Origin of the sequence: Nocardiopsis dassonvillei (genome assembly GCF_964273065.1) — a bacterium.
GTDB lineage: Bacteria > Actinomycetota > Actinomycetes > Streptosporangiales > Streptosporangiaceae > Nocardiopsis > Nocardiopsis dassonvillei_B.
The window spans coordinates 6279933-6303938 of sequence record NZ_OZ186815.1; the positions used below are offsets into that span (position 1 = coordinate 6279933).

Annotated in this window: 18 protein-coding genes; 15 read left to right on the forward strand and 3 right to left on the reverse strand. The window is 72.5% G+C overall.

Translation table 11 applies throughout. The features are described from left to right. Positions 1 to 8: 8 nt before the first annotated feature. Positions 9 to 239, reverse strand: a complete 231-nt coding sequence (locus tag ACSUPR_RS27895; protein ID WP_436887875.1) for a hypothetical protein — start codon at positions 237 to 239, stop codon at positions 9 to 11. A 261-nt stretch (positions 240 to 500) separates the two neighbouring features. Beyond that, on the reverse strand, positions 501 to 731 hold the full coding sequence (locus ACSUPR_RS27900) for a hypothetical protein (RefSeq protein ID WP_436887877.1): 231 nt from the start codon (positions 729 to 731) through the stop codon (positions 501 to 503). Positions 732 to 2163: 1432 nt separating this feature from the next. On the opposite strand from ACSUPR_RS27900, the gene ACSUPR_RS27905 reads away from it, so the two are divergent. The 5 genes from ACSUPR_RS27905 to ACSUPR_RS27925 all read left to right on the forward strand — a co-directional run bounded on the left by ACSUPR_RS27905 (position 2164) and on the right by ACSUPR_RS27925 (position 8050). Beyond that, positions 2164 to 2604: a cobalamin B12-binding domain-containing protein gene (locus tag ACSUPR_RS27905; protein ID WP_436887879.1), complete on the forward strand. Its 441-nt coding sequence runs from the start codon at positions 2164 to 2166 to the stop codon at positions 2602 to 2604. Beyond that, complete coding sequence (locus ACSUPR_RS27910) at positions 2601 to 3917, forward strand: methylaspartate mutase (protein ID WP_436887881.1); 1317 nt, start codon at positions 2601 to 2603, stop codon at positions 3915 to 3917. Before ACSUPR_RS27905 ends, ACSUPR_RS27910 begins: the two co-directional genes overlap by 4 nt. Beyond that, positions 3901 to 4911 (forward strand): asparagine synthetase A, encoded by a 1011-nt coding sequence (locus ACSUPR_RS27915; RefSeq protein ID WP_436887882.1) that lies wholly within the window; start codon positions 3901 to 3903, stop codon positions 4909 to 4911. The genes ACSUPR_RS27910 and ACSUPR_RS27915 overlap by 17 nt, the downstream gene beginning before the upstream one ends. Next, positions 4908 to 6134, forward strand: coding sequence for a glutamate synthase-related protein (locus ACSUPR_RS27920; protein WP_436887884.1), 1227 nt, complete (start codon positions 4908 to 4910; stop codon positions 6132 to 6134). The genes ACSUPR_RS27915 and ACSUPR_RS27920 overlap by 4 nt, the downstream gene beginning before the upstream one ends. A 560-nt stretch (positions 6135 to 6694) precedes the next feature. Next, positions 6695 to 8050, forward strand: coding sequence for a helix-turn-helix domain-containing protein (locus ACSUPR_RS27925; RefSeq protein WP_436887886.1), 1356 nt, complete (start codon positions 6695 to 6697; stop codon positions 8048 to 8050). A gap of 4 nt (positions 8051 to 8054) precedes the next feature. Here ACSUPR_RS27925 and ACSUPR_RS27930 read toward each other — a convergent pair whose 3' ends face one another. Then, positions 8055 to 9065 carry an FkbO/Hyg5 family chorismatase gene (locus ACSUPR_RS27930; protein WP_436887888.1) on the reverse strand — a complete coding sequence of 337 codons (1011 nt, stop codon included), beginning with the start codon at positions 9063 to 9065 and terminating at the stop codon, positions 8055 to 8057. A gap of 200 nt (positions 9066 to 9265) precedes the next feature. Between ACSUPR_RS27930 and ACSUPR_RS27935 the strand changes: the two genes are divergently transcribed. From ACSUPR_RS27935 to ACSUPR_RS27980, 10 genes are all read left to right on the forward strand, one after another. After that, positions 9266 to 9919, forward strand: a complete 654-nt coding sequence (locus ACSUPR_RS27935) for a sulfotransferase family protein (protein ID WP_436887890.1) — start codon at positions 9266 to 9268, stop codon at positions 9917 to 9919. 39 nt (positions 9920 to 9958) lie between these two features. Then, positions 9959 to 11155: a 3-hydroxy-9,10-secoandrosta-1,3,5(10)-triene-9,17-dione monooxygenase oxygenase subunit gene (hsaA, locus tag ACSUPR_RS27940; protein ID WP_436887892.1), complete on the forward strand. Its 1197-nt coding sequence runs from the start codon at positions 9959 to 9961 to the stop codon at positions 11153 to 11155. 224 nt (positions 11156 to 11379) lie between these two features. Continuing rightward, positions 11380 to 12768 (forward strand): class I adenylate-forming enzyme family protein, encoded by a 1389-nt coding sequence (locus tag ACSUPR_RS27945; protein ID WP_436887894.1) that lies wholly within the window; start codon positions 11380 to 11382, stop codon positions 12766 to 12768. An 88-nt stretch (positions 12769 to 12856) separates the two neighbouring features. Then, on the forward strand, positions 12857 to 13129 hold the full coding sequence (locus ACSUPR_RS27950) for an acyl carrier protein (protein WP_436887895.1): 273 nt from the start codon (positions 12857 to 12859) through the stop codon (positions 13127 to 13129). After that, positions 13129 to 13368 carry a hypothetical protein gene (locus tag ACSUPR_RS27955; RefSeq protein WP_436887897.1) on the forward strand — a complete coding sequence of 80 codons (240 nt, stop codon included), beginning with the start codon at positions 13129 to 13131 and terminating at the stop codon, positions 13366 to 13368. Before ACSUPR_RS27950 ends, ACSUPR_RS27955 begins: the two co-directional genes overlap by 1 nt. Then, the gene (locus ACSUPR_RS27960) at positions 13361 to 14491 is read left to right on the forward strand and encodes a beta-ketoacyl-[acyl-carrier-protein] synthase family protein (protein WP_436887899.1); all 1131 of its coding nucleotides are present in this window, start codon (positions 13361 to 13363) and stop codon (positions 14489 to 14491) included. The genes ACSUPR_RS27955 and ACSUPR_RS27960 overlap by 8 nt, the downstream gene beginning before the upstream one ends. After that, positions 14488 to 15036 carry a beta-ketoacyl synthase N-terminal-like domain-containing protein gene (locus tag ACSUPR_RS27965; protein WP_436887901.1) on the forward strand — a complete coding sequence of 183 codons (549 nt, stop codon included), beginning with the start codon at positions 14488 to 14490 and terminating at the stop codon, positions 15034 to 15036. The genes ACSUPR_RS27960 and ACSUPR_RS27965 overlap by 4 nt, the downstream gene beginning before the upstream one ends. Further along, positions 15033 to 16316, forward strand: a complete 1284-nt coding sequence (locus ACSUPR_RS27970) for a beta-ketoacyl-[acyl-carrier-protein] synthase family protein (RefSeq protein WP_436887903.1) — start codon at positions 15033 to 15035, stop codon at positions 16314 to 16316. Before ACSUPR_RS27965 ends, ACSUPR_RS27970 begins: the two co-directional genes overlap by 4 nt. Positions 16317 to 16354: 38 nt before the next feature. Next, positions 16355 to 17539: a beta-ketoacyl-[acyl-carrier-protein] synthase family protein gene (locus ACSUPR_RS27975; RefSeq protein WP_436887905.1), complete on the forward strand. Its 1185-nt coding sequence runs from the start codon at positions 16355 to 16357 to the stop codon at positions 17537 to 17539. A gap of 41 nt (positions 17540 to 17580) precedes the next feature. After that, positions 17581 to 23937, forward strand: coding sequence for an amino acid adenylation domain-containing protein (locus tag ACSUPR_RS27980; RefSeq protein WP_436887907.1), 6357 nt, complete (start codon positions 17581 to 17583; stop codon positions 23935 to 23937). Positions 23938 to 24006 lie beyond the last annotated feature (69 nt).

Here is a 24006-nt window from a genome sequence, read left to right on the forward strand (position 1 = left end):
GGCCCCGGTCAGGCCCGGCGGCGGGCGATGTCGCCGAACGCGCCCACGACCGCGCCCAGGGCGAACATCGACGCCTCGTCCTCGTCCATGTGGACCAGCCCGGCGGGCAGCAGCACCCGGTAGGGCTTGTCCTCCTGGCCCGGCAGGATCTCGAGGCCGTCGATGATGCCCTGCCCCTGCAGCATGAGGAGGGCCTCCTCGACCCTTCCCCTTCGGTCGCCGCGAGACCAGATCGACATGGTTCAACCCTCACTACGGCCCGGGGCCGTCGCGGGCGGGTGCACACGGCGACGCGGTTCCCGTCCGGACGGGCCGACAACCCCAGTGATACCACCCGCGCACCCGCCGTACACACACCGCCGGGATTCTCGTCCTTGTCCGGAATCGGCCAGGAACGGGCGTTCCGAGGGCGCCGGGGCACGGGCCGGGACCGCGGGCCGTGGCAGCGGACCGTCAGCCGGTGAGCGGGGTCATGGCGTCGCCGCGCGAGTCCACCGCGCTCACCTCCACCGGGGACGCGGGCGGGCCGTCGCTGCGCCGGGGCCGGAGACGGCCAGCACGGGCCCCTCACCGTCCCCCTCGACCCCGCCCGACACCCGCACGGAGGCGGCCTCCCGGGACGCCGCCGCCAGGTAGTGCCACCCGCCGCCGGGATCCTGCCACCAGGTGCCCGCCACCACCTGCCGGTCCAGGTCGCCGCACTCCCAGCCGCCCGCGCGCTCCCCGGCCACGACGGCCTCGGTACCCGCGCCGGTGGCCGCCCGTCGTGGGCGGTCCAGGCGGCCGGTGCCGCCTCGGCGAGCTCCCGGTCGCCGACGGCCCCGCCCCGGGCGTCCAGGCGAAAGCCCTTCCGCCGGGCGTCCCGGTCGGTGACCACGGTCGGCGACAGGGGAGCGGTCGCGGACCCCGGCCGCCCCGGGATCGACTCCGAGGCCGACAGCCCCAGCCCGACCAGGGCCGGCGTGAGCAGTCCGGCCACCGCCAGGGCTCCCCGGGCGGGCGGGCCCCGCGCCCGCTGACCCGCACCACGGTGGGGCCGGGCGGAACCCATCGGGGACGGCGGCCGCCCGGCCGAGTGTCCCCTCGGGATCGGTCGCCCCAGCCCGCCGCAGCAGTGCGGCCGCCTCCTCCGGAGGCAGCGCCTCCACCCGCAGGGCGTACCCGGCGCGCGCAGCCGGGTCGAGCCCGGCCAACGGCTCCGGCGCCCGGTCGAAGGCGCCGGGGCCGCCCACGGGGGAGACCCGCAGCCCGGGCTCACCCTGCCGCGGTCGCGGCCGCCGGGCTCGCAGCGCCCGCCGCAGTACCCGCAGGCGCACCCGCGGGTACTCGTGCGCACGGGGTTGCGCCGCCCCCACGGCAGGACCCCGGGCACCAACCGGTGCGCGCCCTGGAGCGGGTCGTGGGCGGGCGGCCGCCCGGACAGCGCGAGCAGGGCCGGCAGGACGAGGTTGCGGTACGGGTCGCGGGGAGGGGCGCGCCGCATCCGGCGAACGCCGGTACCCGCCCCCTATGTCCAGAAAGTTCATCCCCGCAGGCGGCCACGGGGCCGGGTGCACGCCCGGTGCGGGGATGGACGCGCGCAGGTGCACGCGTCCGGTCCCCGGGCCTCCGCCAGGGTGGGGACCCCGGCACGGGTCGCAGGCGCGGATACCGCGGGCGGGGGAGCGCACCGGGTCCGGCCCGGGCGGTGGATGGCCGGTTCGGCGATGCGCTTGTCGGCTGCGGCCGGTTCGGTCTTCCCGGCGCCGGTCAGGCCGGGTGCCAGGCCTCGGTCGATGCGGTCCTGGCGCCGCCAGGCGTGGATCGTCTCGGCGGGAGATGTCCAGATCGCGTGCCACGTCCGCGGCGCTGCGTCCGGCCTGGACCAGGTCCAGCACCTTGCGGCGGAACCCGGCGGGGTACCCACGGCGTCCCACGATCCCTCCCTCAAGGGCCGCGTGGTCCCGGGATCCAGAAAACCGACTCCGAAGAACGCGGGACACACCGGAGCCTCCACCACAGCCGGTACGGAACACCCCGGGGTGACCGCTCGTGCTCGGTCACACACCGAATCTGCCGGTTCTTCTTCCCGTTCCCGGCTTCGTCCACTATTACGTTTCTGTTCGACAGGTCGGGTCCCCGGCTGAGGACGTGACCGTGCAGTCGTCGAGTCGAGGTGGTCCTGTGTCCTATGGTGACGCGATGGGGCGCAGGCCGAAGTCCCTGGTCTCGGGGACGGTGTCGGATTCCCACACCTGGAACCTCGTCTATCTCCAACTCCTGCTGGAGGAGGCCGGGCACGAGGTCGTCAATGTCGGGGCCTGCGTCCCCCCGGACCTGCTCGCCCGCGAGTGCCTCCGCCACCGACCGGACCTGCTGGTGGTCGGCAGTGTCAACGGCCACGGTTTCCATGACGGGCTGCGCCTGATGAGGCACCTGCGTACGGTGCCCGGTCTGGAGCACCTGTGCGTCGTCATCGGGGGGAAGCTCGGAACCGACGGCCTCCGCGACGTCGGCCGCACCCGGAGGCTCCTGAACGAGGGCTATGACAGGGTGTTCGCCGACGACGAGTCGGAGGCCTTCCGCGCGTTCGTCGCCCGGCGTGTGTTCCGGGCGGCCTCGTGAGCGGCCCCGGACCCGCTGCGCCGGTCCGCTTCGGCGACTTCGTCGCCGCCGCGCAACGGGCCGGACGCCTGGTGGTCCAGCCCCGCATGGGTTTCAGCGACGTGGAACGTATGCGCCACGGCCTGCTGCGGACCAAGGAGGCCGACGCGGTGTCCGCGGGCACCCTCACCATCGACAGTTACACCAGGCTGGGGCAGTGGGAGGAGATCGAACGCGCACTGGCCGACGGGGTCGACCTCAACGGCTACCCGATCGTCACCTACGCCCCGGGGACGACCCTCGGCCTCCTCGACGGAATCAGGGACCCGGGCTTTCCCGTCCAGGTCCGGCACGGCTCGCCCCACCCCCAGCACATCTTCCGCAGACTCGTGGAGACCGGGCTGGAGGCGACCGAGGGCGGACCCGTCTCCTACTGCCTGCCCTACAGCCGCACACCGCTGAGGCAGGCCGTCGCCGCCTGGGAGGAGGGCACCCGTATCCTGGCCGGCGGCGCACCGTGCCACATGGAGACCTTCGGGGGGTGCCTCCTCGGGCAGCTCTGCCCCCCCTCACTGCTGGTGGCGGTCAGCCTGTTGGAGGGCATCTTCTTCCACCGGCACGGCATACGCAGCCTGTCCCTCAGCTACGCCCAGCAGACACAGCCGGCACAGGACGAGGAGGCGGTGCTGGCCCTGCGCAGCCTCGCTGCGGAGTACCTGCCCGGGGCCCAGTGGCATGTGGTCTTCTACGCCTACATGGGCGTCTACCCCAGGACCGTCGCCGGCGCGCACCTCCTGCTCGCACAGGCGGCACGCACCGCGGTGAGATCCGGTGCGGCGCGGCTCATCGTCAAGACCGAGGCCGAGGCGCACCGGATCCCCACCGTCGCGGAGAACGTCGCCGCGCTGGAGGCGGCGGCCCGTGCGGCGGAGGCGGAGACCGGCCGCGTCCGCGTCCCCGAGCGGACCGGTGTCCTCGAACAGGCGCGAGGCCTCGTGGAGGCGGTCGTCGGCCTGCACGAGGACATCGGCGAGGCGCTCTGCCTGGCCTTCGAGCGCGGGATCCTCGACGTCCCCTTCTGCCTGCACCCCGACAACCGGGGGCGGACCCGCAGCCGTATCGACGGCGAGGGCCGGATCCGCTGGCTGGACACCGGGGACATGCCGGTCACCACGCCCCCGGACGAGCCGCTCGGGGGCCGCCTCACCGCCGATGAACTCCTCTTCATGCTTCACCACATGGAACAGCGTTATGACCGGAACGGTCGGTCGGACAGCCTCCCGGACCACCGTCCGCCCCACCGGAACGGAGACGATCATGAACGACGGCACTGACGCCACCGCGCCCGGCGCGAAGCCGCCGGAGTCCCTCGGCGAGCACCTCGCCGCCCCCTCCACCCGCCGAGCGATGCTCGTGCAGAGCGAGGTGCTGTCAGCGGTGAGGGAGTGCCTGCGGGACGAGGGCTTCCAGGAACTGCTGCCGCCCCTGACCGGGCCGGTCACCGATCCGGGAGGCCGTGGCGCCAAACAGGTCGACATCGACTTCTACGGCCACCGCTACAAACTCATGACCAGTGCCATCCTCTACAAGCAGGTCTCCCTGCGCGCCTTCCCCAAGCTCTTCTACATCGCCCCCAACGTGCGCGCGGAACCCCTGGAGACCGCTACGACCGGGCGGCACCTCTTCGAGTTCCACCAGATCGACGTGGAGATGGCGGACGCGGGCCGGGAGGAGGCCATGGCGCTGGCGGAGCGGCTTCTGGTCCGCGTGGTGCGAAGCGTGCTCGACCGCCTGCCGGAAACGCTCGGTGAACTGGGCCGCGATCCGGGCTTCTTCTCGTTGCTGCTCAAGGGCGGCTTCGAGTCCCGCCCGCACGCTGAAGCGGTCCGGGAACTGGTCGGCGGCGGTCACGCCCAGGACCCGGGGGCGGAGATCGACTGGAAGGGCGAGGTCCTGCTGTCCTCGGCGGCGGACGCGCCCTTCTTCGTCACCGGCTACCCCCAGGGCTCCCGCGGTTTCTATGACAGGGAGGACCCGCAGGCGCCCGGAACCCTGCGCAATTTCGACCTCATCGCCCACGGCGGATTCGGGGAGCTGGTGAGCGGCAGCGAACGGGAGTCCGACTACCGGGCGATCGTCACGGGCATCAGGGAAAGCGGTGAGAACCCCGCCAAGTACGGCTGGTACCTGGACGAGGCACGCCTGGGGCTCCCGGCGAGCGCGGGATTCGGCATGGGTCTGGAGAGGCTCGTGCGGTTCCTGACCGGCCTGCCGGAGATATGGCAGGTCAGCGCCTACCCCAAACTGCCCGGAGTGGTCTCGGCTTGAGCGGGCTGAGAGCCGGGGGCTTCCCGGAGGACGAGGTGCGGGACCGCGCCCTGCGGGGCGCCGCCGCGGTGTTCCCGGCGGAGGGCGCCTACGGTCGCGAGGTCTTCGGCGGTCCGGCGGGCCTGGACCGGGCGGGCACCGATCCGCTGGACTCCGCCAGGCTCGTCCCGCCCGTCTTCATGCCCGAGCGGTGGGAGAAGCTCGTCGAGCTCGGCCGGGAGCCGCTCTTCTCCGACGTCGACCTCGGAGCCGACGTGGGCGGGTTCCGCTCTCCTCTCCCGCTCTACGTGTCCGCGTTCGGATCCACGCAGGTCGGCAGCGGCCTCGCCGCGGCGGTGACCGAACAGGCGGCGCGCCTGGGGGTGCCCGTCGTGATCGGGGAGAACGTCGCCCCGGTCCACGGCCTCGGCTCCCACGAGCCGCTCTTCCAGAGGGTGCGCACCTACACCGGACATGTACCGGACGGGCTCGGCGGACTCGTCGTGCAGCAGAGCACGGAGGACGCCGACGCGGAGGTGTGGAACCGCGTCTACTCGGATCCGACCGCGGGCCGCCTTCTGGAGTCGGGGCGCCTGGCCTTCGAGTTGAAGCTGGGGCAGGGCGCCAAACCCGGCCTGGGCGGAATGACCCTGGTGACAGGTTCCGCCGCCGCCGAACTGTCCGACCGTTTCACGGTGACCGGACCGTTGGGGGGAGCCGATGGGGCGCGCCTGCGGGCCTGCAGCCCGGGCACCTTCACCGAGCGGATCCTGGACAGGCAGGTCAGGTTCATGCGCAACAACTTCCCGAGGGCCAGGATCTGGGTCAAACTCCCCCCGGGAAGGGATGTCGGGTCCGCCTGTGCCACGGCTTGGGACGCCGGGGCCCATGCCGTGACGGTGGACGGCGCCGAGGGCGGCTCGGGCTGGGCCCCCTCGGTGTTCCTGCAGCGTGTGGGCCTGTCGTTGGCGGACTGCCTTCGGTCGGTCGACGCCGCGCATGGCCCGCTCCTGGTCTCCGGCCGGATGTGGGAGGCGGGCCGGGCGGTCGTCGCCCTGGCCCTGGGCGCCCGTGCGGTCGGCCTGGGCCGGGCGGCCCTGCTCGCGGTGGACGAGGACCCCGAGGAGGGCCTGGTCAACCTCATCCGCGCTTTCGAATTCGAGGCCCGGCTCCTCATAAGTGCGCTGGGGAAATACTCGGTGCACTCCCTGGGCCCCGAAGACGTGCGCATTGATCCCAGGTGACCCCGAGGTGTCGGCTTTGTTTCTTTATTGGTCTCCGTATTCCGTGCGCGCTGTCCACGTTTTATAACGTGAACATCCGAAGTGCTGGTTCTGGTTCGGTCGATGATTTTACCGTTTGGGTGAGGGTCTGATCGCTCTCAGTATTTCCCTAGGTTGCGATGCATGCAGTTGCTCTCGATGTGAGCAGCTCCCTTGTGCTTTCGTCCTGGTCCACCTTTTGCGTGGGTCGGGGTTCCCTTGCATGCAAGGTTCATTGATTTCATTGCTAACCCCTGTTCGCGGTGCTAGAATCCTGGCGCCGTGGTGATCTTGATTTCACCGACCCCTTTGCCTTGTGGGTGAATGTGATCGGTTTTTCTCGAATGACGTCCTCCGGGTTCCCGTGTTTTCCGTCCCCCGGGTCGGACCCCTCCGGTGACGGTCCACCCGCGATGCGCGGTCCGGCTGCGCTCCTCCTCCCGGCCGGACCGGTCACGGCACAGGGCGCCCTCCTCCCCGGGCGCCCGACCGCGACCCCGCCTCCAGGGTCGCAACCGGTAAGCGAACAAAGGAAGTACGCGATGACCATCCCCCAGAGCAGCGAAGCCAAGTCGTTCGGTGCGCTGGTCCGTGGGCACCGGAGAAGAAGCGGACTCACCCAGCAGGAGCTCGCCGATTTCTCCACCATCAGTGTTCGAGCCATCCGCAACATCGAGAAGGGAAGGGTGCTGAACCCCCGGAAGCACACGGTGAACCTGATAGCGGACGGTCTCCGCCTGGGTGCCGCCGACCGGATGCGGCTCCAGGCCGCCGCGAACCGCAACGGCGGAGCGGATGCGCTCAGGGTCGACTTCCTCGCCTCCCCGCCCCCGCCCCGTACCCTCCGGGGCGGGATATCGGGCCGGGAGAGGGAGGCCGCCGCCCTGGAGTCGGCCCTTTCCGGTGAGGTCGGCCGCCTGGTCACCGTCACGGGGCTCCCGGGCGTCGGCAAGACCTGCCTCGCGATGGCCGTCACCGAGAACCTGCACTCGGCGGGCGGGGCACCGGTCCTGTGGGTCGACTGCGCGCCGTCCACGGGGGCGCGGACCGCCTCGGGCGGAAAACTCGCCGACCTCGCCCGGGCGGCGGGGGAGGAACTGACGTCCTCCGGAGGGCGGCCCGGTACCGGAGAGGGAGCCGTGGCGGCGTTGGCCGACCTGGTGGGAGAGCGCCGGGCGATCGTCGTCCTGGACGGGGTCGGCCCCTCCGCTCTGGACCTGGGGCGGACCCAGTGGCTGTTCGCGCGCTGTCCCGAGCTGCTGCTGCTGGTCACCTCCACCGCCGCCCAGGGCGCGGATGGCGAACGGCTCCTTCTCCTGGGCCCGCTGGCCCTGCCCGCGGCGGGCGACCGCATCCCCCAGCACGCGCCGGCCGTCTCGCTCTTCCTGCGCAGGGTCCGCATGCTCCGTCCCGATCTCACCGACTGCCACGGGGACATGGACGCGCTGGTGCGGGTGTGCCGCTCCCTGGACGGACTGCCCGGAGCCCTGGAGGCCGCGGCCTCCTGGCTGTCGGTGTACGAGCCCTCCGATCTGGCGGCGATGGTCGCCAAGGACCCGCTCACACCGCTGACCCCCCTGTCGTCGGGGCCTGTGCCCTCCTCCCTGGGCAGCCGGCTCATGGAGGCGGTCCGCATGCTCGGGGACCGGGAGAGGGACCTGCTCCTGTGGATGTGCGAGACCGGAGAGCCTGTGGAGATCGACCGGATCGCCCAGGCCTGGGAGCTGTCCCTGACGGACTGCGGGCGTCTGCTGCACACCCTGATCGCCGGAGGGCTCGTGCGGCGGCCCGACTACGGGGAGGGCCTGGTGGTGCTCCGTCTCGTACGGGCGCTGGTCGGCGGGCTCTCCGACGACGCCGTCCGAACGGACGACGTCTTCGGAACGGTCGTGTGCTGATGCGTCAGGGCCGACCGGGTACGATCCCCTCGATCTCCACCAGCAGGTCGGAGCGGCAGACGTCCACGTTGGCGTAGACGATCCGCTTGGCGGGGCCGAAGGCCTGGGAGCACAGGGACCTGAGCATGTCCTCGTCGGCCTCTCTGCGGTGGTAGACCTTCACGTGGTCGAGTTCGTGCAGCTCGTGCCCTTCGAAGCCGTAGCGTCCGAGGTTCTCGGCCGACAGCAGGGCGGTCAGGTTGCGGAAGGTCTCCTCGCACTGCGCTCGCGTGTCGCCCGCGTGCACGGTCCGGTGGTCGACGATGCTCGCGGTCCCCGAGACGTAGAAGGTGTTCCCGGCGCGGGTCCGGGTCGCACGGGAGAAACTGGGCGCTTTGGGACCGTAGCGGCGCGGGTACCGGTAGGCGGGCACCTGCCGCGGGTTGTCCAGGTGCGTCACCCCCGGGTCGCGTGTGGCGAGGAGGTGGACGCCGATCCCCGCGCCCCGGGATCCGATCCCCGTGGCCGCGGGCATTCCGCCCAGGACGTCCGGCATGGCCTCGAAAGCCTCGGCCCGGCCGAGGCAGAAGTCCCGGTAGATCTCGAGGCCGTCCCTGTTGGGCGCGTTGATCTCCCCGATCATGTTCCAGACGCGGAAGATGTTCGGGTAGCCGAGGTCGGCGAGCAGCCGGAAGAGGGCCCCGTAGGTCTCCCGGACGCTCTCGCGGTAGGTCGGTGCGGGCGGGATCCACGTGCAGCAGAACACGTTCTCGCCGTCGTGGCCGAACTCGATGCCCTTCTCGGATCCGGTGGACACCGGGGCGGAGGACGACCAGGTCTCGGTGACCGGGACCTCCCCGGCGCGGAGCATGGGCAGCCCCATGTAGGGCGCGTTCGCGTTCCGGCCCGGCTCGACGGTCTCCTCCAGGAGACCGATCCTGCCCAGGATGTTGCCGTCCGAAGGCGCCGCCTCGGACGGCGCGCCCCAGTCCAGGGAGTAGCCGAGAGCATGGTCGGTGTCGGTCTGCATCGGCATCCCTGGTCTTCGACTGTGTGATCTGGATTCGATGGAACAACGTACAGGGGTGTCCGCGCCGGCCGAGGTAGTTTCGCGGGCACATGGGAAGAAGAGAAAATCCACTAAATGCCTGTCGCGCGCCCGAAGAATTTTCTGTGACACGATTCGACCCGGAAAAACGAGGAGGTCGCATGTCACTCTTGGTCGTAGGAGCCGGCTTGCCGAGAACCGGCACCAAATCCCTCTCCAGGGCGTTGGAGGTCCTGCTCGGCGGGACCTGCCACCACATGGTCGAGGTCATGGCCCGCCCCGAGCACATCCCCCTCTGGCGCGCCGCCCCGGACGGGACCGACGTGGACTGGGACGTCCTCCTCGGCGGGTACGACGCCGCCGTCGACTGGCCGGCGTCCGCGCACTGGCGCGAGCTGAGCGCACGTCATCCCGAAGCACTGGTCGTCCTGTCCGTCCGCTCCTCGGCCCGGGAGTGGTGGGACAGTTTCGACGGGGTGATCCGGCAGATCCAGAAGGGATACTCCCCGCAGACCCGCGCGGCATGGAACCGGCACTTCCGCGAGATGAAGTCCATGCGCCCGACCGACCAGTACCTGTCATGGGTCCGGCCGATGCTGGCCGGGCGGGAACCGGAGGCCCTCCGCGACCTCCGCTCCATGCTCGGCGAGTACCAGCACCGCTTCCTCACGGAGGAGGACGACGCCGAGGCCATGATGGCGGCCTACGAGCGGCACAACGCCGAGGTGCGTGAAGCCGTACCCGCGGACCGGCTCCTGGAACTGCGCCCGGAGGACGGCTGGGGGCCCCTGGCCGACGCGCTCGGCGTCGCCGTCCCCGCAGGCCGGTACCCCCGCCTGTGACCTCCGCACCCGCCCGAGACCGAGAGTGAGGACACGAGTATGAGCACCGAGGTGGAGGGGTCCCCGGACCTCCTGCTGACCCGGGTGGAGGAACTGGCCGAAGAGACCGAACGAGCCGGCGAGGTCCCCGAGGAGACGATCCGGGGCCTGGTCGGGTCGGGGTTCTTCCGGCTGCTCCAACCCGTTCGCTACGGGGGCCGGGAGGAGCATCCCCTCGCGTTCTTCAGCGCCGTCCGCGACCTCTCCTCGGCGTGCGGCTCCACCGGCTGGGTCGCCTCCATCCTCGGGGTGCACGCATGGAACGTCGCACTGTTCCACGAAACGGCGCAGGACGAGGTCTGGGGGACCGACCCGGATGCGCTGGTCTGCTCGTCCTATGCCCCGATGGGCCGTGCCCGTCCCGTCCCGGGCGGCTACCGCCTCAGCGGTAGGTGGCACTTCTCCAGCGGTTGCTCTCACGCCTCCTGGGCGCTGGTGGGCGCCCTCGTGGACCACGGGCCCGGTCGCGCCCCGGAGCTGAACGTCCTCCTGGTCCCCGTCGGCGACTACCGGGTCGAGCGCGTGTGGGACTCCGTGGGCCTGGCGGGAACCGGCAGCCACGACCTCGCGGTCGACGACGTCTTCGTGCCCGAGCACCGCTCCCTGAACAGCAGGCTCACCACGGTGTGCCGGGTGCCCGGCCGCCTGGTGAACACCGGGCCGCTCTACCGCATGCCCTTCGGCTCCTTCCTCCCCTACGCGGTCTCCGTGCCCCTCCTGGGCATGGCCCGCAGAATCTACCGGGAACACGTGGAGCACACCCGGGAACGGGTGCGCACCGCCCACCGGGAGACCGGCACGGGCAGGGGGGTGAAGGCCGCCGAGGACCCCACCGCGCAGTTGCGCGTGGCGGAGGCCGCCTGCGACCTGGACGCCTCGTGGCTGCAACTGGAGAGGAACCTCGCGCTGATGCTCGGTTCCGGTCCCGGTACGGACGGGGGCGGCCGGCCGATTCCGATGGGGGTGCGCACCGCCGTCCGCAGGGACCAGGTGACCGCGGCCCGGCGCGCGGTGCGCGCGGCGGACAGCCTGTTCGGCGCCTCCGGGGGGCGGGCGCTCGCGGCCTCCGGAACGCTCCAGCGCTTCTGGCGCGACACCCGGGCCGGGGGCCTGCACGCGCTCAACGACCACGACCGCGTCGCCCGCCTCTTCGGCCGCTCGGAGTTCGGGCTGGAGGTACTGGATCCCATGCTCTGAGGGGCACGCGGAACCGGCCCGGCACTTCCACGGCATTCCCGAGGGGGCCGGTGCCGCCTCCGGCATCGTTGCGGCATCTGGGGGAGGCTCCCTTTACATACCACCGGGGCCGCTGGAGGATCGACACGGCGAATCCGTCTCCGGAAATCGCTCAAGGGATCCGGTCCGGTGAATTCCCATGGCCTTGGGAAGGCCATGGAAATCGGTTGCGAGGAAAGGCGAAAATGCACCACCTTTCTGTTTCCGCCGCGGCCGGGTGGGTGGACGCCCTGCTGCTCGACGGCCCGGGGGAGGCGCCCTGCCTCCGCTTCGGCGAGCCGGTGACGCGGGGCGGGTTCCGGGAGATGGTGGTCGACGCCCAGCGTGCGCTGGCCGGACAGGGTGTGGGACCGGGCGCGTCCGTCGCGCTCAGCCTTCCTCCCTCCGTGGGCCTCGTGACCCACCTGCTCGCCTGTCTGCGCTCGGGAGCCCAGACCACCGTGATCGACCCGAGGCTGACCGGCCCGGAGAAGAAGGCGGTCCTCGCTTCGGTCCGCCCCCGGCTGATGCTCTGGGCGGACCACGGCCCGGCGCCGCTCCGCGGGTTCCACGATGTGGACGTCCGCGCCGAGCGACTGCCCGGAGGCCGGCCGGCGGAGACCGACCACGCCCTCGTCCAGGTCAGCTCGGGGTCGACGGGCACCCCGAAGCGGATCGGCCGGACCGCCGACGGCATACGCCGGGAGATCGAGAGCCTGGCCGAGGTCCAGGGCATGCCGCGCGCCGGCGAGCGCGTGGTCGTACTCAACTCCCTGGTGCACTCGATGGGCCTGCTCACCGGCATCCTGTACGACCTGTACGCCCGTGCCGAGATCGTGGTGCCCCCCACGACCACGGCACGGGGCATCATGGACACCCTCGCCGGAGAGCACGCCCCCACCACCGTGTTCGGGGTCCCCTTCCACGTCGACCTGCTGAGCTCGGTCTCCGAGCCCCCTCCTCTGCCCTCGCTCAGAGCGGTCGCCACCGCAGGCGAGGTCCCGGCCGAAGGCCTCGCACGGGCCTTCGGGGAACGCTACGGCCTGAGCCTGGGAAACCTCTACGGGATGACCGAGGTCGGGCTGATCGCGGTCGACCCCCTCGGCCGCGCCCACCCCTCCGCCGGCCGCCCCCTGCCCGGCACACGGGTCCGGACCGAGGCGGGTGAGCTCCTCGTCTCCTGCCCCGCCGACCCCTATCTGGAGGGCGGTTCCGGCCGCTGGGCGGACGGCTGGCTGCGCACCCGCGACGCGGGCGCCGTCGGCCCCGGCGGCGAGGTCACTGTGCTCGGCCGGCTCGACTCCCAGGTCTCGGTCGGAGGACTGAAGGTCGACCTGACCGAGGTCGAGCACCGGCTCGCGGCCCTGCCCGGGGTCACCGGCGCCGTCGTGCTCTTCGACTCCGGGATCGAGGCGTTCGCCGAGGTGGGGGAGGGGGTCACGGCGCGCGGACTCGAAGAAGGGCTGGCCCGGACCCTGGCCCCCTACAAACGCCCCGCCCGCGTGCACACCACACCGCGGTTGCCGCGCACCTCCTCCGGGAAACCGCTGCGCGACATCCGGCGACTCAAGAACCCCCCCGAGGGGGCGCAGTGAAACCGGCGCGGCCGCACCGCGGTGCGGCCGCGCCGGAGCAACACGACACAGAACCGTGCCACCACCCGACCACCCCCTGGAGCCACCCATGACGGAAGAAATGCGCGCCCTGGTCGTCAAGACCCTCGAAGAGATGTCCTTCCCCACCGACGACCTGGGGGACGGCACGGTCCTGGGACCCGAGGGGCTCGGACTCGACTCCCTGGCCTTCGCCGAGGTCATCGTGCAGGTGGAGGAGGAGTACGACGTGCGTTTCCCCCAGGAGGAGGCCCCCGCGGCCTCGGGCGACATCACGCTGGCGGCCTTCGTGGCCACGCTCGTCGAAGCCGTCGAGACCGCCGAGAAGGTCAGCGCCTCGTGATGCCGAGCCACCGCCCCGACCGTGAGGACCTGCTGCGCATCCTGGCGACGTTCACCGGGCGCCCTCCCGAGGAGGTCGGAGAGAACATCGACTCCATGCACCTGGCATGGATCGTCCACGGCTGCGAGCAGGAGCACGGGTTCCTCGTCGACATCGACGATCCCCGCGTGAACGGGGCCAGGACGGTGGACGAGCTCGCCGCCGCCTTCCGGGCGCCGTCCCCCGGAGACCATGGCTGAGTCACCAGGACGGCGCCCGCCCGTCGCGGTCACCGGCATGTCGGTGGCCTGCGGGCTGGGCTCCGACGCCGCGGCGGTGTCGTCCGCCCTCGCCGGGGGGCGACACTCCATCAGTGCCGTGCACCGGTTCGACACCTCCGTCCACCGGGCCGGAGAGGCCTGCCAGCTGCCCGCTCCCGCCGGTGTGGAGACGGAACTGGCGGCGGCGGTCCGCGGGGCGTGCCTGGAGGCGGGGCTGGACACCGGGGAGCAGCGGGACACCCCCCTGTTCCTCGCCCTGCACAACGATCCCGGCTCAGCCCGGACCGACCACGCGCCCGTCCTGGGCGGCACGTCAGCGGCCGTCGCCGCGGCCTGCGGGTTCCGCGGCCTGGTGCGCACCTACACCAATGCCTGCGTCGCGTCGGTGAGCGCGCTCATCGACGCGGCGGAGGGGATCCTCTCGGGCCGTTGGCGCAGAGCGGTGGTCGCCGGCGCCTACCTCGTCACCGCCGACGACTTCGCCCTCTTCGACGCCGGCGGGGCCCTGGCCGGCGACGGCCGCGTCCGCGCTTTCAGCCGCGGCCGAACGGGGGTGCTCCTCGGCGACGGGGTCTCGGCGGTCGTCCTCGAGAGGCCGGGCACGTCCTCCGCGTCCGCACCGCGCGCGCTCCTCGAAGGCTGGGCGCAGAGCGGCGACGCCCACCACGTCTCACGCCCCGACCCCGCCGGACACGGCATGGCCCGTGCCATCGGGGCCGCCCTGCGCAGAGCCGGGGCCGAACCGGACTCCCTCGACTATGTGAACGCGCACGGGACCGGGACCGCCCACAACGACCCGGCCGAGGCCGCGGCCCTGCACCGGGCACTGGGATCCCGTGTCGCCACGAGCGTGCCCCTCAGCTCGACCAAGACCCTTCACGGGCACGCACTGGTGGCCGCGGGGCTCCTGGAACTGGCCGTCACCGTCCTGTCCCTGGAGAACCGCCTGCTTCCCGCCAACAGCGGTTACCTGGGCCCGGACCCCGAATGCGAACTCGACCTGGTCCTGCATCCCCGCCCGGTGTCCCGTGCGACCCGTGCCCTGTCGCTGAACGCCGCCTTCGGCGGGGCCAACACGGCCCTCGTGATCGGAAAGCCATGACCCCCCGCCCAACCGGACCCACCGCCACGATCGCCGCGGCCCGATGGCCCGAGGAGGGCGACCCGGACCGGCCGCCCCCCGTGCCCGGCTTCACCGTCACCCGGTTGGCGCCGCTCGTCATCCGCGTCGCCGAGCGCTGCCTGAACCGGGCCTACCCCGACGGTCCCCCTCCCCCCGCCCGAGCGCTCAGAACCGGCCTGGTCCTGGTCAGCGAGAACGGGGACACCGACAACGCCCGTTCGACGGCACGCGCCGTCGACGCCCGCAGGAGGACCTCCCCCCTGCTGTTCTTCCAGTCGGTGCCCAACGCGGCCCTGGGCCACATCGCGGTCGCCTGGGGCCTGGGCGGACCGCTGGTCTCCACCTGCCCCGCCGGCGACCCCTGGGCGGAGGCGATCGACGTCGCCGCCGGCGTCATCCGCTCCGGCGACGCCGACGACATGCTCGTGATCCACGCGGAGCCGGCACCCGACGCCGGCGGCGGCTGCACCGCGGCCGCGCTCCTGGTCACCCTTTTCCCGAACGGTCGGAGAACGACGACATGAGTCCCCGGACACCCGGTGTCACCATCACCGGCATCGGTATCGTCACCGCGATGGGGAACGACCCCCGTGCCTTCCACGCGGCGCTGTGCGAGTCACGCTCGGGTCTGTGCGGCCCGGACCCGGACCGGCCCGCCACCCGGGGGCTGGCCGCGGTCGGACTGGTGCCGCCGATCCGGGCGACCGACGTGCTCACGCCCACGGAGGCGCGCCTCACCGACAAGTTCGTCCTCATGGGGGTCATCGCCTCGGACGCGGCGCTGGCGGACGCGGGGGTCGTCGTCGGCCGGGACTGCGCCCCCGAGCGGACGGCCGTGGTGGTGTCCAACAGCTCCGGAGGGCTCGAGACCTTCGAGAAGGAGGTCCTGCGCCTGTCCGAACGGGAACGGCGTGCGGCCAGCCCCTACCTGCTCCCCGGAGTCCTGCCCAACATGGCCACCGCGAGGGTGGCCATCCGGCACGGGATACGCGGATTCAGCTCCACCATCTCCACCGCCTGCTCGGGGGGCGCCCAAGCGGTGGCCGAGGGCGTACGCGTCATCCGTGAGGGCCGGGCCGACATCGTGGTGTGCGGGGGCTCCGAGGTCCCCTTCAGCTCGACGATGGTCTCCTCCTTCGGCAGCGCCAGGGCGCTCGCCGCGGCCGGAGGGGACCCCGCCGGGGCCTCCCGGCCCTTCGACACACGGCGGACCGGGTTCGTCCTGAGCGAGGGGGCGGCGGTACTCGTGCTCGAGAGGACCGAGCACGCGCGGGCGCGGGGCGCCCGCGGATACGCCGACATCCGGGGCTGGGGCATGACCACCGACGCCTACCACGCCACCGGGCCGCGCCCCGACGGCTCCGGTGCGGCGGCGGCCCTCCTGCAGTCCCTCGCCGACGCGGGGACCCCACCGGAGGACGTGGACTACGTCAACGCGCACGCCACCGGAACGAAGAACGGCGACCTCGCCGAGGCCGCGGCACTGCGCAGCGCCTTCGGCCCGCACGCACCCGCCGTCAGTTCCACCAAGGGGGCCACCGGCCATCTGCTGTCGGCGGCCGGCGCGCTGGAGGCGGCCGTCTGCGCGCTCAGCGTGGACGCCTCGCTCATGCCTCCCACCGCGAACCTCGACGAGCCCGGCCCCGGATGCGAACTCGACCACGTCATGGGCGCCCCGAGGAAGCGCGACGGGATGGTGGCGGTGTCCACGTCGTTCGCCTTCGGCGGTCACAACGTCAGCCTGGTCCTCGGCCCCTCCTCCGCGGGCGGCGCGACCGGTTCCCGCACGGGAGGAGACCGTTGAACGCACCGGTCCGGAGCCCGGGGACGAGACGGAGGGTCGTGGTCACCGGAGTGGGCGTGGTCGCCCCGTGCGGCATCGGCGCCGATGCGTTCTGGTCCGGCCTGGCCAGGACCCCAGAGCCGGGGTCGGTACGCGAGGTCGTCGACTTCTCGGCGGAGGGCCTGTGGCCGTCCCCGGCGATGACGCGCCGCCACGCACGCTTCACGCAGTTCGCCGTGGCCGCCGCCGACCAGGCCCTCAAGGACGCGGGGCTGGAGCCGGAGCCGTCGGGAACGGACGGCTCCACGCGGCCCGATCCGACCCGGGTCGGTGTCTACATCGGCAACAGCAGTGGCGGCAGCGCCGAGCGGGACGCCCAGGTGCTGGCTCTGGAAAAGCGCGGCAGGGGCGGTGTCTCCCCCCTCCTGGTCCCCATGGCCATGCCCAACTCGGGGGCCGCCGCCGTCTCCATCCGCTGGGGTTTCCGCGGCCCGTGCGAGACCGCTTCCACCGCCTGCGCCAGCGGGACGCACTCCATCATCAGCGCCATGCTCGCCATCGCCCACGGCCGGGTCGACGTCGCCGTGGCCGGCGGCGCGGAGGCGTCGCTCACCCCCACCGTGATCACCGCCTACGAGAACATGCGGGCGCTGGCCTCCCACGGGGTCTCCCGGCCGTTCGACACGGCCAGGGAGGGGTTCTGCCTGAGCGAGGGCGCGGGAGTGCTCGTCCTGGAATCCGCCGAACACGCCGCCCGTAGGCGGGCGCCCACCGTCTACGCCGAACTGGCCGGAGGAGCGTCCAACGCGGACGCCCACCACATGACGGCCCCTTCCCCGGGAGGGCGGGGCGCGCTGGAGTGCATGCGCCTCGCCCTGGCCGACGCCGGGATCGCCTCCCACGAGATCACCCACATCAACGCGCACGGCACCTCCACCCCGGCCAACGACGCCGCGGAGGCCGCGGCCATCAGGGAGCTGTTCGGCGCGGTGCGGCCGACCGTCACCTCGATCAAGGGGGTCACCGGGCACTCCCTGGGAGGCGCCGGAGCGGTCGAGGCCGTGTCCCTGGCCCTGTCCTTCGCCGAGCGGGCCATCCCCCCGACCCTGGGCACGAGCGAGGTCGACCCGGCCCTCGACATCGACGTCGCCCTCGAACGGACCACTTGGGAGCCGGGTCCGGCCCTGTCCAACTCTTTCGGTTTCGGCGGCCACAACGGCACCCTCGTCTTCCGCCCGGCCTGAACCCGACCCCCGATCCCCGACACACCCGCCAAGGAGTTCCCATGCCCGGTGTTCCCGTGAACGCCCTCCCCCTCACCGCGGCACAGAGGGGGATCTGGTTCGCGAGCCGTGTGGACGAGACGCGCTTCCGCTACTGGGGCGACCACGTCCGGATCAGCGGGCGCCTGCGGGTCGACCTGTTCGAGAGAGCGGTCCGGGCGGCCGTCGCGGAGACCGAGGCGCTGAACACCGTGTTCGGCGAGGACCGGGACGGGGTTCCCTGGCAGCTGGTGCGGGACCGCGGCGACTGGCACTTCGAGACCGTCGACCTCACCGGGCGGCCGGACCCCCTCCGGCCGGCCGAGGAGCACATGGGCGCCAGGCTCGGCCGGGCGGTCGACCTGACGAAGGACCCGCTCTTCGACTGCGCGCTCTACCGGATCGGCGCCGAGGAGTACCTCTGGCAGTGGTCGGTCCACCACATCGCCCTGGACGGGGCGGGCCTGGCGATGGTCCTGGACAGGATCGGGGCGCACTACCGAGCCCTGGCGGAGGGCGGAGACGCCGGACCCTCGGGGTTCGGCACGCTGGCGGCCCTGGTGGAGGAGGACGCCGGCTACGGGCGGTCGTCCCGGTACGAGCGCGACCGGGAGTACTGGGACACACTCATGGGAGGCCGCGAGCCGCGGCGGAGACCGCAGACGCTCCGGGACCGGGACTTCCACCGCACCCTCCACAAGATCCCCTCGGACCGTGCAAACCTGCTGAAGGAGCGCGCCGCCGCGATCGGCACCGCGTGGCCCCGTGTGGCCATGGCCGCGGGGGCGCTGTACGAACACCTCGTGTCGGGGCGGCACGAGGTGACGCTCACGATCGCCGTGCACGGACGGACCACGGGTGCCGCCCGGAGAACACCCTGCACCATCTCGAACTTCCTCCCGGTCGCGCTCGACCTCGACCCGGACATGACCATGGCAGACCTGCTGGAACACGTCTCCTCGCGCTTGCGCGGCCCCCTCGCCCACCACAGGTTCCGGGGCGAGGACATCGCCGGCCGCGGAGGGGACGGACGCGGCCCCTGGGGCTACTTCGGTCCTCTCGTCAACACGATCCCCACGCCCTTCCGGATGGACCTGGGCGGACCGGAGGCGTGCTTCGACTCCGACACCGCCTGGTTCCCCCAGGTCGAGGACCTGGTCGCCTTCGTCTCGGACCGGGGAGCGCAGGGCGAGCTCCACGTGCACCTCGGCTCCGACACCGCCCTGTACCCCGCCCCCCTGGTGGACGCCGAGAAGTTCGCCTCGCTCTGCGAGCAGATCCTCCTCGGACCGGACCGCCGGGTGGGAGACCTGCCCGACCTTTTCACCGCCGCAGGAGGGCTCCCCGCCGCGCCGGCGGAGGCCGCCCCCTTCACCCCTCCGTCCCGGGGGGTGCACGAGCTGTTCAGGGAGCAGGTGGACAGGAGCCCGGACGCGGTGGCGCTGGTGTTCGAGGGGCACGAGCTCTCCTACCGGAGCCTGAACTCCCGGGCCGACCGGCTGGCGCGCTGCCTGGCAGGCCGGGGGGTCGGCCGGGGCGACCTGGTGGGCGTGCTGCTGGAGCGCGACCCCGACCTGGTGACGGCGCTGCTGGCCGTGCTGAAGACGGGGGCGGGCTATGTTCCGCTGGATCCCGCCTTTCCCACGGAGCGTCTGGCCGCCATGGTGCGCGCCTCGGGGGCGGAACTCGTGGTCTCGCGCTCCGCGCTCGCGGAAAGGGCGGGCGGGTCCCGCCCCGGCCTCCTCCTCCTCGACACCGACGCCGCGGAGATCTCCGCCCACCCGGACGGGGACTTCGGTGAGACGGTGTCCGGGGAGGACGTGGCCTGCGTGATGTTCACGTCGGGGTCGACCGGTGCCCCCAAGGGCGTGGTGACACCGCACCGTGCCCTGGTGGGCACCTATCTGGGCCAGGACTACACGGACTTCGACGCGGACCAGGTGTGGTTGCAGTGCTCCCCCATCTCCTGGGACGCGTTCGCCCTGGAGCTGTTCGGCGCCCTGCTGTTCGGCGGCCGGTGCGTGCTCCAGCCGGGGCAGAAGTCCGAACCGACGGTGATCGCCGACCTGGTGGCCCGGCACGGTGTGACCCAGTTGCAGATGTCGGCGGGCCTGTTCAACCTGATGCTGGACGAGCACCCCGAGGTCTTCGACGTCCTGCGCCTGGCGATGACCGCCGGCGAGGCCGCTTCGGCGGCGCACGTGGGGCGCGCCCTGTCGCAGCACGCTCCGATCCGAGTGGTCAACGGCTACGGGCCGGTGGAGAACACGGGCTTCTCGACGTCCTACGAGGCGGGGCCCGCGGATGCGCACCGGCCCTCCGTTCCCATCGGCCTGCCCCTGGCCGGGGCGCGCGCCTACGTCCTCAACGAGCGCCTGCGCGCCCTGCCCGCCGGCGTCCCGGGCGAGCTCTACCTCGCGGGCGCGGGGATGGCGCTCGGCTACATCGGCCAGCCCGGGTTGACGGCGGAGCGGTTCGTTCCTGATCCGTTCGGTGGTCCGGGTGGGCGGATGTACCGGACGGGGGACCGGGTGCGGTGGAGTGGTGAGGGGGTGTTGGAGTTCCTGGGTCGGGTGGACGACCAGGTGAAGATCCGTGGTTTCCGGGTGGAGCCGGGTGAGGTCGGGGCGGTGGTGTCGGGGCAGCCGGGTGTGGGTCTGTGCGCGGTGGTGGTTCGTGAGGACCGGCCGGGTGACAGGCGGTTGGTGGCGTATGTGGTGCCGGAGGGGGAGGGGGTGGAGGCCGCTTCTCTGCGTGCCCGGTTGGCGGGAGTTCTTCCGGAGTACATGGTGCCGTCGGCGGTGGTGGTCCTGGACCGGTTGCCGGTCAACACGAACGGGAAGTTGGACCGTCGGGCTCTGCCGGTTCCCGATTACGGTGCGCTGGGGGGTGGGCGTGAGCCGCGGACGGTTCAGGAGGAGTTGTTGTGTCGGCTGTTCGCGGAGGTTCTGGGGTTGGAGAGGGTGGGGGTGGACGACTCCTTCTTCGACCTGGGAGGCCACTCCCTCCTGGCGGCCAGGCTCATCGCCCGCATCCGCACCGTGATGGGCGCCGAGGTCCGGCTGCGCGACCTCTTCCGCACTCCGACCGTCGCCGGTGTCGCGGCCGTGCTCGGGGCCGGCTCCCGGCCGCCCCTGGGGGCGGGGAGGCGGCCGGACCGGCTGCCGCTGTCGTTCGCCCAGAGCAGGCTGTGGTTCCTGGACCGTTTCGAGGGTCCCGGCACCGCCTACAACGTTCCCGTGGTGCTGCGCCTGCGCGGCGAGGTGCGCGAGTCCGTGCTCGAGGCCGCCCTGGGGGACGTACTGGAGCGCCACGAGGTACTGCGCACCGTTTTCCCCTCGGGCGACGACGGCGAGCCGTTCCAGAAGGTGATCCCCCCGCACGAGGCCCGGCCGGTGTTCGAGGTGGTCGACCACCCGGCCGGAGCCCTGGACGCCGAGATCGACCGGGCGGCCGGCCACGTCTTCGACCTCGGGTCGGAGATCCCGGTCCGGGCGCGCCTGCTGCGCGGGGGCGACGACGGATCGGTGCTCGTGCTGCTGCTGCACCACATCGTCACCGACGGCTGGTCCATGAGGCCGCTTCTGGCGGACCTGGCCGCCGCCTACACCGCCCGGTCGGAGGGACGGGCTCCGGAGTGGGAACCGCTGCCCGTGCAGTACGCCGACTACGCGCTGTGGCAACGGGACCTCCTGGGCGCGGAGGACGACCCCGAGAGCCTGCTGAGCCGGCAGTCGGCGTTCTGGCGCAGCACCCTCGAAGGGGCCCCGGAGGCCCTGGAGCTCCCGACCGGCCGTCCCCGTCCGGGGACGGTGTCCGGCCGGACCGGCCAGAGCGCGATCCGGGTGGACCCCGGGCTGTACGAGCGACTGGGCGAAGTGGCGCGTGCGCACGGGGTCACGCTGTTCATGGTGTTGCAGGCCGCGCTCGCGGTGACCCTGTCGAAGTCGGGTGCGGGGACCGACATACCCCTGGGCACTCCCGTGGCCGGCCGGTCCGACGAGGCGCTGGACGATCTGGTGGGGTTCTTCGTCAACACACTCGTGTTGCGCACGGACGTCTCGGGGAACCCGACGTTCGCCCGCCTCCTGGAGCGCGTGCGCGAGGCCGACCTGGCGGCTTTCGACCACCAGGAACTGCCGTTCGACCGTGTGGTGGAGGCCGTGGCCCCGCGGCGGTCGGTGCGGCACCACCCCCTGTTCCAGGTCATGCTCGTCCTGCAGAACACCCCCGGGGGCGGTATGGCCATGCCGGGCGTCGAGGTCTCCAGAGAGCCCTTCCCCTGGGCGAACGCCAAGTTCGACCTGGCCTTCGTCTTCGACGAGGGGCCGGAGGGCCTTTCGGGGAACGCGGAGTTCCCCGAGGACGTGTTCGAACGCTCGGCCGTGGAGGCGCTGGTCGAACGCCTGGGACGGGTGCTGGCCGCGGTGGCCGGGGACCCCGGCGTCAGGGTCGGCGGCATCGACGTGCTGTCCCCCGGGGAACGGCACCGGGTGCTGGCCGGAGGCGACGGCCCGGCCGTGCCGACCGCGGACGGGCGGACGGTCCACGAGGCCTTCGAGGAACGGGTGCGGCGGGCGCCGGAGAGCACGGCACTGCTCTTCGAGGACCGACGCGTCTCCTACGGTGAGCTCAACACCGGGGCCAACCGGCTGGCACGGGAGCTCATCGCCCGCGGCGTGGGGCCGGAGCACCGGGTCGCCATCGCGCTGCCCCGGGGCACCGACATGATCACCTCCGCCCTGGCCGTCCTGAAGGCCGGCGCCTCCTACCTGCCGATCGACACGAACTACCCGCGGGAGCGGATCGCGTTCATGCTGTCGGACGCCGAGCCGTCCCTCGTGATCACCGGCGGCGCCGCCGCGCGGACCTCGCTCGGGGTGCCGTCCCTCGTCCTGGACGACGAGGAGACCGCGGCCGGGGTGCTGGACCGCTGCGGCCGCGACGTCTCCGACGGAGAACGCCTGGGCCCGGTACGCGGTGACAACGCCGTCTACGTGATCTACACCTCCGGATCCACCGGTGTTCCCAAGGGTGCGGTCAACACCCACTCCGCCGTGGTCAACATGGTCTGCTCCGTCATCCCCGCCTTCGGGCTCGGCCCGGGCGACGTGTTCGCCCAGGCGGCCTCCTTCAGCTTCGACGCGGCCTCCTTCGAATGGTGCAACGCACTCCTCTCCGGTGCCGCGCTCGCCCTCCCCACGCCCGGCCTGCCCCTGTCGGGGGAGGACCTGGTGGACTTCCTCCGCGCGCACGCGGTGACCCACGCCGTGATCACACCGGCCGTGCTCGGCTCCCTCCCGGACGGCGCGCCGGCGGCCCTCCCCGGCCTCCGCCTGCTCTGCGCCGCCGGCGAGGCCTGCCCTCCGGAGACCGTGGCGCGGTGGTCCGGTGGAAGGACCATGGTCAACGCCTACGGGCCGACCGAGGCCGCCGTGTGCAGCACCATGAGCGGGCCGCTGGGCACGGGGCCGCGGGTGGACATCGGCCGCCCCCTGCCCAACACCCGTGTCCGCGTTCTGGACGAGGGCCTGATGCCCGCCCCCGTGGGTGTGGCCGGCGAGCTCTACCTCGCCGGGGCGCAGGTCGCGAGGGGGTACCACGGTCGTCCCGGGTTGACGGCGGAGAGGTTCGTGCCTGATCCGTTCGGTGGTCCGGGTGGGCGGATGTACCGGACGGGGGATCGGGTGCGGTGGAGTGGTGAGGGGGTGTTGGAGTTCCTGGGTCGGGTGGACGACCAGGTGAAGATCCGTGGTTTCCGGGTGGAGCCGGGTGAGGTCGGGGCGGTGGTGTCGGGGCAGCCGGGTGTGGGTCTGTGCGCGGTGGTGGTTCGTGAGGACCGGCCGGGTGACAGGCGGTTGGTGGCGTATGTGGTGCCGGAGGGGGAGGGGGTGGAGGCCGCTTCTCTGCGTGCCCGGTTGGCGGGGGTTCTTCCGGAGTACATGGTGCCGTCGGCGGTGGTGGTCCTGGACCGGTTGCCGGTCAATACGAACGGGAAGTTGGACCGTCGGGCTCTGCCGGTTCCCGATTACGGTGCGCTGGGGGGTGGGCGTGAGCCGCGGACGGTTCAGGAGGAGTTGTTGTGTCGGCTGTTCGCGGAGGTTCTGGGGTTGGAGAGGGTGGGGGTGGACGACTCCTTCTTCGACCTGGGAGGCCACTCCCTCCTGGCCACGCGGCTGCTGGCACGGATCCGCTCCGACCTGGGGACGGACGTGTCGTTGAAGGACCTGTTCACCGGTCCCTCGCCGGCCGCCCTGGCCGAACGCGTGAAGCTCGCGGAGCCCGCCCGCCCCCGCCCCGCCCTGACGCGCCGCACCCGCTCCGGGGTGGTCGAAGGAGGCCCGCAGGGGCCCGGCGGCGGTGCGGAGCGCATCCGATGAGCCCCGGGCGGACCGGGCCTCCCCCGCCGTGCCCGACGGCACCCGGGCCCGGTCCGGCCGCCTCCCAAC